At 70.5% G+C, this 14,831-nt stretch carries 13 protein-coding genes; all 13 read right to left on the bottom strand.

The window, feature by feature from the left end:
• Positions 1–81 precede the first annotated feature (81 nt).
• The gene (locus tag C7389_RS07730; RefSeq protein WP_133590039.1) at positions 82–2,154 is read right to left on the bottom strand and encodes a sigma-54-dependent Fis family transcriptional regulator; all 2,073 of its coding nucleotides are present in this window, start codon (positions 2,152–2,154) and stop codon (positions 82–84) included.
• A 201-nt stretch (positions 2,155–2,355) separates the two neighbouring features.
• Positions 2,356–2,508, bottom strand: coding sequence for a hypothetical protein (locus C7389_RS24835; RefSeq protein WP_162851696.1), 153 nt, complete (start codon positions 2,506–2,508; stop codon positions 2,356–2,358).
• A 91-nt stretch (positions 2,509–2,599) separates the two neighbouring features.
• Positions 2,600–4,237 carry a molecular chaperone GroEL gene (groEL, locus tag C7389_RS07725; RefSeq protein WP_133590037.1) on the bottom strand — a complete coding sequence of 546 codons (1,638 nt, stop codon included), beginning with the start codon at positions 4,235–4,237 and terminating at the stop codon, positions 2,600–2,602.
• 99 nt (positions 4,238–4,336) lie between these two features.
• Positions 4,337–4,693, bottom strand: a complete 357-nt coding sequence (locus tag C7389_RS07720) for an MmoB/DmpM family protein (protein WP_133590035.1) — start codon at positions 4,691–4,693, stop codon at positions 4,337–4,339.
• Between the two features lie 67 nt (positions 4,694–4,760).
• Positions 4,761–5,855, bottom strand: coding sequence for an aromatic/alkene monooxygenase hydroxylase subunit beta (locus C7389_RS07715; RefSeq protein ID WP_133590033.1), 1,095 nt, complete (start codon positions 5,853–5,855; stop codon positions 4,761–4,763).
• Positions 5,856–5,916: 61 nt separating this feature from the next.
• Positions 5,917–6,960: an FAD-binding oxidoreductase gene (locus C7389_RS07710; RefSeq protein WP_133590031.1), complete on the bottom strand. Its 1,044-nt coding sequence runs from the start codon at positions 6,958–6,960 to the stop codon at positions 5,917–5,919.
• A gap of 128 nt (positions 6,961–7,088) precedes the next feature.
• Positions 7,089–8,759 carry an aromatic/alkene/methane monooxygenase hydroxylase/oxygenase subunit alpha gene (locus C7389_RS07705; protein ID WP_133590029.1) on the bottom strand — a complete coding sequence of 557 codons (1,671 nt, stop codon included), beginning with the start codon at positions 8,757–8,759 and terminating at the stop codon, positions 7,089–7,091.
• Between the two features lie 419 nt (positions 8,760–9,178).
• Positions 9,179–10,159, bottom strand: coding sequence for a metal ABC transporter permease (locus C7389_RS07700; RefSeq protein WP_246034676.1), 981 nt, complete (start codon positions 10,157–10,159; stop codon positions 9,179–9,181).
• Positions 10,156–11,055, bottom strand: a complete 900-nt coding sequence (locus C7389_RS07695) for a metal ABC transporter permease (RefSeq protein WP_133590027.1) — start codon at positions 11,053–11,055, stop codon at positions 10,156–10,158. Before C7389_RS07695 ends, C7389_RS07700 begins: the two co-directional genes overlap by 4 nt.
• A gap of 23 nt (positions 11,056–11,078) precedes the next feature.
• Positions 11,079–11,876, bottom strand: coding sequence for a metal ABC transporter ATP-binding protein (locus C7389_RS07690; RefSeq protein WP_133590026.1), 798 nt, complete (start codon positions 11,874–11,876; stop codon positions 11,079–11,081).
• A 15-nt stretch (positions 11,877–11,891) separates the two neighbouring features.
• Complete coding sequence (locus C7389_RS07685) at positions 11,892–12,875, bottom strand: metal ABC transporter solute-binding protein, Zn/Mn family (RefSeq protein WP_133590024.1); 984 nt, start codon at positions 12,873–12,875, stop codon at positions 11,892–11,894.
• 293 nt (positions 12,876–13,168) lie between these two features.
• Positions 13,169–13,690 carry a DUF1097 domain-containing protein gene (locus tag C7389_RS07680; protein ID WP_133590022.1) on the bottom strand — a complete coding sequence of 174 codons (522 nt, stop codon included), beginning with the start codon at positions 13,688–13,690 and terminating at the stop codon, positions 13,169–13,171.
• 152 nt (positions 13,691–13,842) lie between these two features.
• Positions 13,843–14,805 (bottom strand): transporter, encoded by a 963-nt coding sequence (locus tag C7389_RS07675; protein WP_133590020.1) that lies wholly within the window; start codon positions 14,803–14,805, stop codon positions 13,843–13,845.
• Between the last annotated feature and the right edge of the window lie 26 nt (positions 14,806–14,831).

Genomic DNA, 14,831 nt, shown 5'->3' with positions numbered 1-14,831 from the left:
CCGCTATCCGGCCGGAAATGAAAACGGCCGCCGGAGAAGCCCCGGCGGCCGGTGACAAACAGCCTGCACAGCCCGCTGGCCTCACTCCGGCGGCAACGGCCCCTCCGCCTCCATGCTGCCGCCGGCGGCGCGCACGAAGTCCTCCAGCCCGTAGCGCTCCACCTTGCGGTACAAGGTGCTGCGCGAGATGCCGAGCTGGCGCGCCGCCTGGGCGAGGTTGCCCTGGAAGTTGCTCACCGCCCGCTGGATGGCGCAGCGCTCCGCCGCCTCCAGGCTGGGGCATTCCGGCACCAGGCCGGCGATGGGCGCTGCCGCCGCCCGCTGCGGCAGCGCGCCCAGGATCTCCTCCGGCAGCTCGGCCACGCTCACCTGCGGCGCCGAGGACATCAGCAGCAGGGACTCGACCACGTTGCGCAGCTCGCGCACATTGCCCGGCCAGTCGTAGGCCTCCAGCGCCTCCAGCACGTCGGCGCCGAGCTGGCGCCGCACCACGCCGTGGCGCTCGGCCAGCTGGTCGCAGAAATGGTTGGCGAGCAGCGCCATGTCGCCATGGCGATCGCGCAGCGGCGGGATGCGCAGGCGGGTGACGCCGATGCGGTAGTAGAGGTCGCGGCGGAAGTGGCCGGCCGCCACTTCGTCGCGCAGGTTGCGGTTGGTCATCGCGATCAGGCGCACATCCACCCGCCGCGGCTGGGTATCGCCCAGGCGGTAGACGATGCCCTCCTCCAGCGCCCGCAGCAGTACCGGCTGCAGCTCCAGCGGCATCTCGCCGATCTCGTCCAGGCACAGCGTGCCGCCGTGGGCGAGCTCGAAGCGGCCGGGGCGGCCCTCGCTGGTGGCGCCGGTGAAGGCGCCGCGCACATGGCCGAACAGATCGGCGGCGATCAGTTCCTTGGAGGCGGCACCGCAGTTGTAGGTGATGAAGGGCCCGCCCAGGTGCTCGCCGCCGTGCAAGGCGCGGGCGAACAGTTCCTTGCCGACGCCGGTTTCGCCTTCCACCAGCACCGGCACCCGCTTGCTGGCGAGGCGGCGGCCAAGCTCGGTGGCCTCCCGCATCGCCGGGCTGCGGCCGAGGATGTTGTCGAAACAGGAGCGCCGCGGGTCGGCCTCGGAGCTCTGCTCCGCCAGCCGCGTCACCGGCGTGGCCCGCCCGCCGCGGCCGGCGCCGGCTGCCGGCACCAGCACCATCGCGCCCACCGTGCGGCCGCCGGCCACCACCGGATGCAGCCATTCCGGCCGCAGGCCCTCGGGCAGGTTGCGCGCCCATTCCTCGATGTCAGCATGCGGCCGCAGCCCGGGCAGGCGCTCGCCCACGCCCGCCGCCAGCGGCACCCGGCCGGTGGCATGGATCAGCCGGCCGCGGCGGTCTATCGCCACCATGCCGGCGGCGTCGGCCAGCGACAGCCGGCCCATGCATTGTTCGAGCAGGCGCAGGCGTTCGCCCAGCTCGCTCTGCGACAGCACCATCTCGATCTGGTGGGCCAGCGATACCGCCAGCAGCAGGTTGTTGCGCTGGTAGGTCTGCGGCGGGCCGGAAATGTCGAGCACACCGAGGATCTCCTGCGTGCCCGGCTCCAGGATGGGCGCGGCGGTACAGGTCCAACCCTTGATGCCTTCGCAGAAGTGCTGGGCGCCGTGGATCTGCGCCGGCCGACGGGTGGCCAGCGCCGTGCCTATGCCGTTGGTGCCGACCACTTCCTCGCGCCAGTTGCCGCCGGTCATCAGGTGGATGTCGCGCGCCGCATCCAGCGTGACCATGTCGCCGGCGGCATCCAGCACCACGCCGTCGGGGCTGGTGAGCAGCACGATGGAGCGCGAGCCCGCCATCAGCTCCCCGGTGTGGGCAAAGAGGTTGGAGGCGGCGGCCATCAGCTCGCGGTGGCGGCTGCGCAGGCGCTCCATGTCGTCGCCGTCGGCCGCCACCGGTGCCGCCCGCCCTATGGGGTCAACGCCAGCGGCGCGGCTGCGCCGCCAGGAATCGAGTACCGGCTCCTCGACGGCGCTGGCGGCCACCGGCTCACCGGTGACGAAGCGCTCCCAGGCGTCGTAGGTGGCGCGGTCGACCGCGCCGCCCACGCGCCCGGCGAGCAGGCCGGCCTGGCCGACCTCCGCCGGAAACGGTGCGCCGGACTTTCGGTAGGAAAGCTCCCGCATGTCTCACTCCTTTGGAGCGGGTGGACTTTGGTCGATCTGCCGTCGGCCTGTCCGCCCTCCTTTATTTTGCTCAATGCATCTGAAGTGCATCTCGCCGGCCTGCGCCAGCTGTCGGATCATATACCCCTTCGCCCCGCCGGTATGTCGGCCGGCCTAGTCCGCATTGCGTAGTGGAACCCGCCCTGCGCAGGGAGACGGCGCTCAGCCGGGCATGCTGCCGGACAGCCAGATGAGCAGCCCGGCGGTGGAGATCAGCAGCCCTAGCGCCCGCTGCATGCGGCGTAGGGGGCTGCGCGGACAGGCGAAGGCGGAACACAGGGCCGCGCGGGGGCGGCGGTGGGTCGTCGGCTTCATGATGGCGGCCTCCCGGAAGCTTGCACGAAAGACCCCGGGGGGAAGCTCGCGGTTCTCCCCGGGGAACGAAACGCGAAGGGCGCGTGCCAGCTCAGTCGCGTCCGTAGTGCTCGGCGCCGCCACCCGTGGCCGGTCCAGCCGTCGGGTCCACCACCTCCGGCTTCTTCGCCACCAGGGTCTGGGTGGTGAGGATGAGGCCGGCCACCGAGGCGGCGTTGCGCACCGCGGTGTAGCTCACCCGCACCGGGTCTATCACCCCCGCCGCGATCAGATCGACGAAGTCGCCGCTGCGCACGTCCAGGCCGTGGCCGGGCTGGGCGCGCATCGCCTGGTCCACCACTTGCCGGCCATCCAGGCCGGCGTTGGCGGCGATGTGGTACAGCGGCCGCGATAGCGCGCGCTGCAGCAGTTTCACGCCCTGCTGCACGCCGCCGCTGGTGCGCGCCGCCAGTTCCTCCAGCCGGCCGGCGGCCTGCAGCAGGGTGGTGCCGCCGCCGGGCACGATGCCTTCGGCGATGGCGGCGCGGGCGGCGTGGATGGCGTCCTCGATCAGCAGCACCCGGCGCTTCTGCTCCACCGGGGTGGCGCCGCCGGCGAGGATGAGCGCGGTGCCGCCGGTGAGCTTGGCGAGGCGGTCCTGGAACTTGTCGCGCTCGATGTTCTGCGGCGCCAGCTCGTACTGGCGCTGCACCTGCTTGCGCCGGGCGGCGATGGCCTCGTGGCTGCCGCCGCCGCCGGACACCACCGTCTGGTTGGCGGAGATGCGCACCTGCCGGGCGCTGCCGAGGTCGGCCAGGGTGACGTCGCTCAGCATGCCGCCGAGGTCGCGCGCCACCACCTTGCCGCCGGTGACGATGGCGATGTCCTCCAGCATGGACTTGCGCCAGTGGCCGTACTCCGGCGGGTGGATGGCGGCCACCGGCACGCCGCTCTTCTCGCGCCAGGCCATCAGGCTGACCACGCAGGCCGGCGCCACTTCCTCGGCGATGATGAGCAGCGGCCGCTTGCTGCCGGCGAGCAGGCGCTGCAGCAGCGCCACTTCCTCCTGGCTCTGCAGGCGCTGGTCGGTCATCAGGATGTAGGGCTCGTCCAGCACCACCTGCATCTTCTCGACGTCGGTGACCATGTGGTGAGAGAGGTAGCCACGGTCGAAGGCCATGCCGTCCAGCACCTCCAGCGTGGTCTCCACCGTGGTGCCGTATTCCACGTCCACGATGCCGTCCTGGCCCACCCGCTCCAGCGCCTCGGCCACCAGCGCGCCGGTGCTTTCCTCATTGGCGGCCACCACCGCCACCGCGAACACGTCGTCGCGGCCGCGCGCCGGGATCGCCATGGCCTTGAGCACCGCCATGGTTTCCTCCACCGCCAGCTCCAGCCCCTTCACCAGTTCCACCGGGCGGGCGCCGGCCTGCACACAGGCGAGGCCGTCCTGCACCAGGGCGTCGGCCAGCACGGTGGCGGTGGTGGTGCCATCGCCGGCGACCTCGTTGGTCTGGCGCGAGACTTCGCGCAGCACCTGGGCGCCGATGTTCTCGAAGGGATCTTCCAGTTCGATCTCGGCGGCGATGCTGACGCCGTCGCGCGAGATGATGGGCGTGCCTATGGGGCGGTCGATGATGGCGTTCATTCCGCGCGGCCCCAGGGTGCCGCGCACCGCGCGGGCCATCTTGGCGACGCCGCGCGCCAGGGCGGCGCGGGCCTCGTCGTCATGCAGCATGATGTTGGGCATGTCTCTCTCCTCCTCGGTCGCAGCCTTGCTGGCTGCGTTATCCGGTGCATTGTCCGCGGCGGCCCCGCGCGCCAGGGCGGACGCGGGGCGCGGCGGCGCTTACTCGTAGGCCAGCGCGGCGTCCATGTCGCCGAACAGCACCACGGTGTCGTCGTCCAGCATCACCATCCGGCCGTAGTGGGTGGAGGTGAAGATCTCGAACATGTGCGGCGTCATCTCCCGGCCCAAGGCCTCGGTGATCTCCGGCATGCTGAATTCGATCTTGCCTTCGCCGTCGATGCGGATCATGGCCGGCAGGTAGGTGACCTTGATGCCCGGCTTGGTCGCCATCAGTTCGGCGATGGCGCGCGCTTCCACGCTGTCGTTCATGGTCACGCCGCACTGGTGGGAGATGGTCTGGTTGAACTTCACGTCCTTGAGGGACTGGAAGATGTTGTCGTTGTGATAGGTGCTCATGCTCTGTCCTCGATAAGGGAGGGGAGAAAGGGAGGCGCCGGGCCGGCGGGCCCGGCTTGCGAGGCGCTCAGGCGGCCTTCAGCTCGGCCGGCAGTTCGAGGCCGAGTTCGCCGGTGATGCTGCGGATGCGCTCAAGCGCGCGGTTGAGCGCTTCCGGGAACTGGGCGACCTTGTGGTGGGGCAGCGACCACATCGGCTGCAGCTGGCGGGCGGCGGCGAGGGCACGCTTGCCGTGCTCGGCCAGCCAGCGGTTGAACAGGGCGCGGTTGTGGGCGCCGTGCTCCGCGTCCTGGCTCAGGATGTGCACCAGCTCGGCGGTGTTGGCGAGGTTGCGCTGGTAGTCGCCCTCGGCGGCGGAGATCACCGTCGGCGTGGTGAAGTCGCCCTGCGCCGCCGCCACCTGCATGAAGAAGCCGCTGCGCACCAGCTCGGCCACCAGCGGCTCGAACACCAGGTTCACCGCGAAGTACTTCTCCAGGTAGTCGCTGGTGCCGTTGATGGCTTCCACCGCCTCGCGGGTGCCCTGCCAGGCCGGGTTCTCCAGCCAGTGCTGCTTGCCGAGGTCGAGGTTGATCTCCGGCAGGTCCAGCGCCAGCTCGGCCAGGTAAAGGGTCAGGTCCTGGGCGAAGCGCAGCTTGTAGGAGGAGTTGGTGAGGATGGCGCTGTTGATCATCTGGGTGTAGCCGTAGCGCTGGGCGTGCATGGTCGCCATCCCCAGGCCGAACTCGGCGTGCTTGTAGGCGCCCAGGTACTGCTCCAGCACTTTCACCCAGGTGCGGTCCAGGCGCTTGGGGGCGCCGGCGCGGCGGGCGTTCTCCACCACGTTGCCTATCATTCCGCAGATGGTGGACTGGCGCTGGTAGTGGGTGCGCTCCCATTCCTCGTCCACCGCGCGGAACTGGTGCCAGTCCGAGCTTTTGGCGGCCGTCCAGTTCTCGGAGTAGGTCGGCGTGCCGTCGGGGAAGGAGATGATGAAGTCCTGCAGCAGGTAGCGCTTCGGGTCCGGCTGCACGTCCACCGTCACGTCTTCGTAGTGGGTGGCGTGGCGGCCCTTGGGCTTGTAGTAGGTGTACTTGCGGCTGTCCCAGCCGGCGAACTGCGCGGCGCCTGCGGCGCCGGATCGGGGGGGCTGGGCGATGGCTTCCTGGGTGAATGCGTTCACGTGAGTCTCCTGGTATTGCGGTGTGGATGGGTGCTGCGGGACGGTCCCTGCTGCCCTGGCCTCAGCGCACGGCCTGGGTGAATTTGTCGAAGAACATCTGGTCGGGCGGCACGCCGGCCATCTGCAGCACCGGGGTCACCGCGTCGATCATGGGTGCCGGGCCGCAGGTGTAGGCGTCTATGGCCTCGCCGTCGAAGCCTTCCTCCCGCAGCCGGCGGGCGAGCACCTCGTGGATGAAGCCGGTTTCGCCGTTCCAGGCGTCTTCCGGCTCGGCGGCGGACAGCGCCGGGATGAAGCGGAAGTCGGGCAGCGTGCGTTCGAACTCGGCGAACTGTTCGAGGTAGAACAGGTCGCGCCGGGTGCGGGCGCCGTAGAAGAAGCGCACCGGCCGGCGCTCGCCGCTCTCGATGTGGTCGTTGAGGATGGACCACAGCGGCGACATGCCGGAGCCGCCCCCCACCAGCACCATCGGGCCAGGCCGTTCCTCGCGGCGGAAACAGCCGCCGTAAGGGCCCTTGATGCGCACCGGGTCGCCCGGCTTGAGGCCGTGGTCCAACTCGTTGGAGAAGGCGCCGTCCGGGTACTTCTTGATGATGAAGGACACCCGGCCGGGGCTGCTGGGCACGCTGGCCATGGAGTAGGAGCGGGTGATGCCCTTCTCCGGCAGGGTGACGTCCACGAACTGGCCGGCCCAGAAGCGGATGGGCTGGTCCAGCTCCACCTCCAGCCGGCGGATGTCGTGGGTGAGCGCCTGTATGCCCACCACCTTGGCGGCGAAGTCCTTGACCGCGATGGAGCGGCGCATCAGGTCTTCGTCGTAGTTCAGCAGCTCCACCGTGATGTCGCTGTAGGCCAGGGTGCGGCACAGCAGCACGCGGTTGGAGTCGCGCTCATAGTCGGGCAGCGCGAAGGTGGAGTACTTGAGCAACTCGATGTCGCCCTCGAGCAGCAGCGCCTTGCAGCTGCTGCACTGGCCTTCCTTGCAGCCGTGCATCACGGCCACGCCCTGGCGGAAGGCGGCGTCGAGCACGGTCTCGCCTTCGGCGACCTCCATCTCGACGCCGACCGGTTCGAAGCGGACGATGTGTACAGGGGTTTCGGACATGCTGATCTTCCTTGCTGTTCTTCCGTGTTCTTCCTCTCCGCCCGCGGCCGGGCGCTGGCGCGCAGGCCGCGGGCGAGGGGCGGGCTTGGGGGCACGGACGCGGCTGCGCCCGTGCCCTTCGGGCTTGCTTACTGGAAGGGCCGGATGGTGAAGCCGGCGCGGTAGTCGGCGATGTGCTTCTCGCGCTGCTCCGGCGTCATGTTGCGCAGCAAGACGAGCGGGCTCTGGATGGTGTTGCCCTTGACGTGGTCCAGGGTCCACATCTCCTTGTCGTCGAAGCGCAGGTGCGGCTGCGGCACCAGCGTCTTGCCGTCGGAGCGGACGAAGCCGAGGTCCTTGATGCAGTCCGCCAGGTCCCAACCGTGGTAGCACTCTTCCCACTCGCGGCGGCCGCTGAAGCGGCCCATCGCCGGGGTGGAACGGCCCTCGTACTCGGCGCTGAAGGCCACCTTGTGGGTCCACCGGCACAGCTCGGAGCAGTAGGTGTAGAGCTTGCCGTCCACCTCATCGACGACGAAGTCCTCGCGGATCAGGCAGGGCACCATGCAGCTCCAGCAGCGGTGCGGATATACATAGCCGTTCTCCTGGTCGAACAGCATCGGCGTCTCGCCCGGCACGCTCTTCTTGCCGTACCAGCGCCAGTAGTCGCCGAACTCGGCGTACCAGCCGGGGTACTTGTGCTCGAACCACTCGAAGTCCTTGTCGGTCTGGGCCTCGATGCGCCAGAAGTTCACCGGCCAGCCGACGGAGAAGAACTGGGCGACCTTGTGGTGGTAGTTCTTCTTCACCAGCCGGTCCCAGGCGGCGGCGACGTCGTCGTGGTGCACCTTGATGCCGTACTTCTCCAGCGGCAGCATGTAGGTGCGGTAGTAGTCCTCGTAGATCCAGCGGTGCCACAGCTCGACGTAGGACTCCTTGCTCTTATCGCGGTTGGTGGTGCCGTATTCGATCAGGGTGCCCACCGCCGCATCGATGATGCAGTGGTTCTGCCAGAAGGCGTAACGCAGGTCGCGCTCCAGCAGCAGGTGGTTGTCCGGATCGTTGAGGATGGACATCAGCAGCGAGTGGCCATTGCCGATGTGGCGGCTTTCGTCCGACTGCACCGACAGGAACACCGTGGGCAGCGCGTAGTCGCCGTTGCGGGCGGCTTCGGACGGCATGGCCACGAACAGCGTGTTGGTGAAGGCGGTTTCCGCCACCACCTGCAGGTAGACGTTGGCCGCGGTCACCGCGTCACCGGTCAGGAAGCCTTCGCCGAACTGGCGGCCGATGGTGGTGGCGTAGCACTTGCCGAAGGCGGCTTCGGTGATGTCGAAGCCGGCGGGGTCGATGTAGTTCTCCATGTACCACTTCTTCAGATTCATCTGGATGGTGGAATGGCGGAACTCGTCGATCATCTGCATGGTGAAGCCGGTGCGCAGCTCCTCGCCCGGCGCCAGCCGCGCGAGCATGGACATGGAGCGCGCGGCGGAAATCTCCGGGAAGGGGATGATCGCCAGAAAGAGCTTCATCCACTCCACCCAGCGCGCCTCCACGTTGCGGAACATGTCGCCGCGCAGCGCTGCGTCCAGCGCGCCATAGACGCGGTTGTCCTTCTCCTCCTGCATCGGGAAGTAGGAGCGCAGCACCTGCTTCATCGGATCTTTGGGCTGCCGGCCGATCTTGTAGTCGGTCGGGAAGGTCATCGCCTCCTGCACGTAGGACGGATTCCACCCGAGGTCGGCGATGCGGCGGGCCGCCTCGCCGATGCTCACACCCCGCTGGGAGGTGATCTTGTTCAGGGTCAATCCAGCAGTCATTCCAGTCTCCTTTCACTCTCGTATTGGTGTGGGCGTCCGCTGGGAACGCGCAGCGTGCCGATCGCCGCCGGAGCCTCCTGCCGCCCTGGCCCGCGCAACCGTCGCCGATCGAGCTGCAACTTCTTTAGCGACATGCGTGCCAGCTCGCATCCGGGCCGTTTTGCAGGCTTTTTCGGCGAAAAACCGGCCAAAAGCCGGCTTCATGCACTGCAGCATGTTGTGTTCTGCGACTCGGCCGCAACGGGCCTCGTCCGATTTTGGGACGGGCGCCCAGCGGGCTTTTCCTGCTGCCGGGAAACGGAAAGCACGGGCGGAAAAACCGGCGGCGGAAATGCGGCTGGCGGCCGCGAAAGGAAGGGCGGAAAGGGCTGCGGCGCCACCGCGCGGCACGGCAAACGGCGCGGCCACGACGGCGATCCTCATCCCGCGCGCCCCCGCTCCGCGGCGGTCGCCGCCTGCCTCCGCCAGTGTGCCCGCCAGGCCCGCGGCAGCACGCCGTAGCGCGGCGCCAGCAGCATGGCGGCGCACTGCATGCCGCCAGCCGTAGCGCCGACCATGCCGGCCGCGTTGAGCGCCTGCGGATGGCCCAGGAAGGGCGGCAGGAAGGCCGCCAGCCAGTAACCGCCGGCACCGGCCAGCAGGGCGAAAAACGCGCTCAGCCACAGCTGCCGCGACAGGCGGTCGGTGAGCATGCGGGCGGTGGCCGCCGGGCAGACGAACATGGCGATGACGATGATGGAGCCCACCGCCTCGAAGGCCGCCACCGCCGCCAGCGCGGTCATGCCCAGCAGGCCCAGGCTGATCGCCCGGCTGGAGATGCCCAGGCCGGCGGCGAAGCCGGGGTCGAAGGTGGTCACCGCCAGCTCCTTGAAGAACAGCACCGCCAGCACCACCATCGCCGCCGCCACCAGCGCCAGCGTGCCCAGCACCCGCGGCAGGTTGCGGTAGCTGGCCGGGTCCAGCAGGTCCGCCCACTGGCGCGGCCCCAGCCATAGCGTGCCTTCCAGGTTGCCGTAGAGCGCATGCTCCACGTCCAGGTGGGCGCCGCTGGCGCCGCTCTGCTCCAGCAGTACCAGGCCGGCGGCGAACATCAGGGTGAGCACCACGCCCATCGCCGCGCCCGGCTCCAGCCCCCCCAGGCGCTGCAGCAGGTGGATCAGCGCCACCGCCAGCAGCGCCGCGCCCAGCGCGCCGGCCACCATCGCCAGCGGCAGGATGTCCCCCACCGCCAGATAGGCGCAGACGATACCCGGCAGCACCACATGCGACATCGCGTCGCCCATCAGCGCCTGCCGCCGCAGCACCAGGAAGTTGCCCGGCAGCGCGCAGGCCAGCGCCGCCAGCATCGCCGCCAGCAATGCCGGCAGGTCTATGCTCAGGAAGGCTTCGGTGGCGCTCACGGCGGCCGGCTCCGCCGCCGCGCCGACAGCCCGCGCGCCGGCCCGCACAGCAGCGAGAGCATGAGCAGGCCGCCGGCCACCAGCACGATGAGGCCACCGGTGGGCAGCCGCGGCCACAGCGAGGAAGCCGCCGCGCCCAGCCAGGCGGCCAGCGCGCCGAAACCGCCGGACAGCGCCGCCATCCGCCCCAGTCGGTCGGTCCAGCAGCGCGCCGCCACCGGCGGCAGCGCCACCAGCGCGACGATCAGGATCAGGCCCACCGTCTTCAGCCCTATCGCCACCACCGCCAGCAACAGCAGGGACAACATCAAGTCCAGCCGGCGCACCGGCCAGCCCAGCGCGGCGGCGTAGCCGGCGTCGAAGCACAGCAGGCCGAATTCCTTGGTCAGCAGCGCGCAGGCCGCCACCACCGCCAGCGCCGCGCCGCCCACCAGCCGGGCTTCGTCCAGGCTCATGGTGGCGGCCGAACCGAGCAGCAAGGCGTTGAGGCCGGCCTGCCCGCCGGCCGGCAGGGTCTGGATGTGGGACAGCAGCACCACGCCGACGCTGAAGAACAGGCTGAGCACGGTGGCGATGGCACTGTCTTCCGGCAGCCGGGTGTGGTCGCGTATCGCCTGCACCAGCAGCACCCCCAGCGTGCCGGAGGCGACGGCGCCCAGCAGCAACAGGCCGAAATGGCGGCCGCTGCCGGTGAGCGCCACGCCGGCGAGGAAGGCCAGCGCCACGCCCGGCAGCGCCGCATGGCCGATGGCGTCGCTGACCAGCACCCGTCGCCTCAGCAGCACGAAGCTGCCGACGACGCCGGCCGCCAGCCCCAGCGCGGCGGCGCCGGCCACCACCACCGCGCTGTTGTAGCCGGCGCGCAGCAGCAGGAGATCGACGAGCCGGGCGGTCATGTTCATCTCCCGCCGCGCCCGCCCTAGCCTGCGCGCCCCACGGCCGCGCCGCCGGCCGGCAGGCGCACGCCGTAGGCCTCTTCCAGCGCCGCCGCGGTACAGGCCTCGGCCATGGCGCCGGCCGCCACCACCCGGCCGGAGAGCAGCAGCAGGTGCTCGAAGTAGTCCGGCGCGGTGTGCAGGTCGTGGTGCACGCACAGCACGGTGCGGCCGCGCTGCCGCAGGCTGCGCAGCACCTCGATGATGGCGCGCTCGGTGGCGGCATCCACGCCGGCGAAAGGCTCGTCCATCAGGTAGAGGCGGGCGTCCTGCGCCAGCGCGCGGGCGAGAAAGACCCGCTGCTGCTGGCCGCCGGAGAGCTGGCCGATCTGGCGCCGGGCGAAGTCGGCCATGCCCACCTGCGCCAGGCAGGCCAGCGCCTGTTCGCGGTGGCGGGCGCCCACCGGCCGGCACCAGCCGATGCGGCGGTACAGGCCCATCGCCACCACGTCCAGCGCCGAGGCAGGGAAATCCCAATCCACGCTGCTGCGCTGGGGCACGTAGGCGATGAGGCGGCGCTGGCGCTCCACCGGGTAGCCGTAACAGGAGATGCGGCCGGCCAGCCGCGGCTGCAGGCCGAGCACCGCCTTGAGGAAGGTGGATTTGCCGGCGCCGTTGGGGCCGACCACCGCCACCAGCGCCGCCTCCGGCGCAACGAAATCCACCCCGCGCAGCACCGGCTCGCCGCCATAGGCGACGGTGAGGCCCTGCACCGCCAGCGGGCTGCGCGACAGCGGCGGCGGTGGCGGCCGGCGCGGGCTGAATTTGAGCAGGGCCACCATGGGCGGGGCTCCGGCTCAGCGCGCGGCGGCCGGCGGCGCCGCGCCGGCCATTTCCGCCAGTTCGCCACGCAGGCCGCCGGCCGGCACCCGGCCGCCCAGGGCGCGGGCGATGGTGGAGGCGTTGTGATCCAGCATGCCCAGGTAGCTGCCGGTGTAGTCGCCGGGCGGCCCCATGGCATCCGAGTACAGCTCGCCGCCGATGCGCACCCGGTGGCCGCGGGCGGCGGCACCGTCTATCAGCGCCTGCACGCTGCGCGGCGACACCGAGCTTTCGACGAACACCGCGGCGATGCGGCGGCTGACCAGCACCTCCACCAGCTCCTCGATGCGGCGCAGGCCGGCCTCGCTCTCGGTGCTCAGGCCCTGGATGGCCAGCACTTCCAGATCGAAGGCGCGGCCGAAGTAGCCGAAGGCGTCATGCGCGGTGACCAGCACCCGCGACTGCGCCGGCACCGTCGCCATCACCCGGGTGACGTAGGCCTGCAGCCGCTGCAGGCGCAGGAAGTAAGCGCGGGCGCGGCTGCGGTAGCCCTCGGCGCCGGCCGGATCGGCGGCGATCAGCGCTGCCACCGCATGCTCCAGCGCGCTGCGCCACAGCGCCGGGTCCATCCACAGGTGGGGATCGCGCGCTGCGGCGGAGGGTGATGCGCCGGCGCCGCGCAGCCGCGAGGCCTCCACCCCGTCCGCCAGCGCCACCACCGGCTTGCGCGCCGCCAGCGCCTGCAGCATGCCCTCCATCTGCGCTTCCAGGTGCAGGCCGTTGTAGAACACCAGGTCGGCCGTGGCGAGGCGGGCGACGTCGCTGCGGGTGGGGCGATAGAGATGGGGATCGACGCCCGCCCCCAGCAGGCTGCTGACGCGGGCGCGCGGGCCGGCGATCCAGCCCAGCGGCTCGGCGATCTGCGCCAGCGTGGTCACCACCTCCAGCGGTGGCGCGGCACGGCAGGCTGGCGCCAGCAGCGACAGACAGAACAGGACGCAGCACCACAAGCGCAGCATGCTCGGCTCTCCTCCGGTCGGACTCGCCTCCAGCGGGCGGGCCACGTTTTTCCGCCGCCATCGCAAGAGGCGGACCAGGGCGGCGGCGCGATGGCCGCGGCGCCCCTGCTCACATCACCCAGCGCCCCTTCGCCTTGCGCCGCCGGGCTTGCGGGGCCGCGGGCAGGCTGCAGGGCAGCCCGGACACGAGCCAGAACGGCCACGCCCCGGCCGCTGCCGCGTCCCGCTTTGGGACGCCGGCCGGCCGGCGCTGACCGATTCTGGGACGCAGCCGGGTAGCCATGCGCCGCGCCTCAGGCCGCCCGCGCCATCAACGCCCCGCCCAGGCGGCCGGAGGCGTAGCCGAACAGTGCGCCCAGGGCCATGGACAGGGCGGTGACGATGAAGGCGTTCTCCAGCCCCGGGCTGGTGAGCGCCGCCAGGTTCATCTTCTCCGGCGTCTGCAGCAGGAAGGCGAAGGCGCTGGCGTAGCCGTAGAAGCTGGCGGGGATGGTGGCCAGCGCCGGAATGCCGGCGGCCATGCACACCAGCCAGGCGGTGGCGAACACCACCGCCGCCGCCCAGCCCGGCGGGGTCAGCAGCTCGCCCAGCGGCACGGCGAGGATGACGATGGCGGCCAGCCAGGCCACGGCGGCGCCGAAGGTGTTGCACACCAGGGTGCTGCGCAGCGCCTGAGCGTTGCCGCCGGCCTGGAAGTAGCAGCCCCAGGCGACGAAGGCGGCCCAGATGAGCACCCCGCCCACGGTGAGGAAGAGCCAGGTGGCGAAACCGCCGAGCAGACCGATGCTGAGCGAGAGAGCGGCGAGTCGGGACATTGCGGAACTCCTTGGCATGCGCCGGCGGCGCCCTGGGGCCGTGGCGGAAAAAAGCGGAAAGGGAAGCGGAAGAAAAAGGGCGCCGGGGCGGCTGCCCCGGCACCAGGCGCCCACCCGGGGCGCGAACGGGATCGTCTCGGCCAGCGCTCGCCTCAGAACAGTTTCAGCCAGCGGAAGTTGAGCCGGCTGCGCTCGCGGAAGCCGTTCTCCACCGCCACGTCCTGGCCGTAGGTGAAGATCAGCTGACCCTTAGGCTCGTAGAACCAGGCGGTGCCCACCTGGTACTTGGAGGTGCGCACGCGGTCGTCGCTGGATACGCCATCCACCTTGGTTTCGCCGCCCCAGGTGTGGAAGTAGCCGGCGCGCACGTCCCAGGCGTCGCTGAGCTTGTAGCGCAGCCAGCCCTGCACCTGGTACAGCGGGTCCTGCTTCAGCGTGGCGGAGTTGGGGCCGTACTCGTTGTTGTTGCCGAACACGGTGACGTCGGCATAGAGGTCGAGCAGCAGCTTGTCGGTGAGGCCGGTGATGTAGCCCAGCTGCAGCGTGCCCTTCCAGCGGTTCTCGCCGAGGTTGAGGGCATCGTTCTTGTCGTAGTTGCCGGTGGGCAGGTAGACGTAGGGCGTGATGGCGAAGTAGGTGTTGCTCTCCGGCTTTTCCACCAGCCAGAACACCGAGGCGAGGATGAGATCGCCGACGCCGCTGGCGCTGCCGGAAAGGTCGCCGCCCAGGTGCATGCGGCCGAAGGGCAGCAGGAACTGGGGGTTGATCGTCATGCCGGCGAACTTGGTGTAGTGCACGAAGCGGGCGATGCCGATGTCCGAATCCAGCTTGTTGCGGCCCGGCGCCTTGTCGCCGTCCACATAGAGGCGGTCGCGCTCCACATGCTGGTAGTAGAGCACCGCCAGATTGGTGCCTTCCGGCAGCGCGGTATCGTCGCCGGCGTCCATCTCCAGCGCCCAGGCACCGCTGCTGGCCGCGGCCAGGCCCGCCGCCAGGCCGGCGGCACGCGCTGCGGCGCCCAGCGCGCCCGCCGCCGGCCGGCCCGGCGATCCCCCGCCAGGCTCCAGCGTGCGCCGCGCGCCGGGCATGACTTCCCCTTGGCTGTGTATAGCCATCTTCGACTCCTCTAGCTGTTGGCGTG

Origin of the sequence: Azoarcus indigens (assembly GCF_004361735.1) — a bacterium.
Classification (GTDB): Bacteria; Pseudomonadota; Gammaproteobacteria; order Burkholderiales; family Rhodocyclaceae; genus Azoarcus; species Azoarcus indigens.
Note: the sequence above shows the minus strand (reverse complement) of the source record. Positions and strands in the feature narration are given on the sequence as shown.

What these genes read in the sequence shown, in the direction of transcription:
- C7389_RS07730 (WP_133590039.1), bottom strand. Translation starts at nt 2,154, where the DNA reads ATGCGGGAGCTTTCCTACCGAAAGTCCGGCGCACCGTTTCCGGCGGAG.
- C7389_RS24835 (WP_162851696.1), bottom strand. Translation starts at nt 2,508, where the DNA reads ATGAAGCCGACGACCCACCGCCGCCCCCGCGCGGCCCTGTGTTCCGCC.
- groEL (WP_133590037.1), bottom strand. Translation starts at nt 4,237, where the DNA reads ATGCCCAACATCATGCTGCATGACGACGAGGCCCGCGCCGCCCTGGCG.
- C7389_RS07720 (WP_133590035.1), bottom strand. Translation starts at nt 4,693, where the DNA reads ATGAGCACCTATCACAACGACAACATCTTCCAGTCCCTCAAGGACGTG.
- C7389_RS07710 (WP_133590031.1), bottom strand. Translation starts at nt 6,960, where the DNA reads ATGTCCGAAACCCCTGTACACATCGTCCGCTTCGAACCGGTCGGCGTC.
- C7389_RS07705 (WP_133590029.1), bottom strand. Translation starts at nt 8,759, where the DNA reads ATGACTGCTGGATTGACCCTGAACAAGATCACCTCCCAGCGGGGTGTG.
- C7389_RS07695 (WP_133590027.1), bottom strand. Translation starts at nt 11,055, where the DNA reads ATGACCGCCCGGCTCGTCGATCTCCTGCTGCTGCGCGCCGGCTACAAC.
- C7389_RS07690 (WP_133590026.1), bottom strand. Translation starts at nt 11,876, where the DNA reads ATGGTGGCCCTGCTCAAATTCAGCCCGCGCCGGCCGCCACCGCCGCCG.
- C7389_RS07685 (WP_133590024.1), bottom strand. Translation starts at nt 12,875, where the DNA reads ATGCTGCGCTTGTGGTGCTGCGTCCTGTTCTGTCTGTCGCTGCTGGCG.
- C7389_RS07680 (WP_133590022.1), bottom strand. Translation starts at nt 13,690, where the DNA reads ATGTCCCGACTCGCCGCTCTCTCGCTCAGCATCGGTCTGCTCGGCGGT.
- C7389_RS07675 (WP_133590020.1), bottom strand. Translation starts at nt 14,805, where the DNA reads ATGGCTATACACAGCCAAGGGGAAGTCATGCCCGGCGCGCGGCGCACG.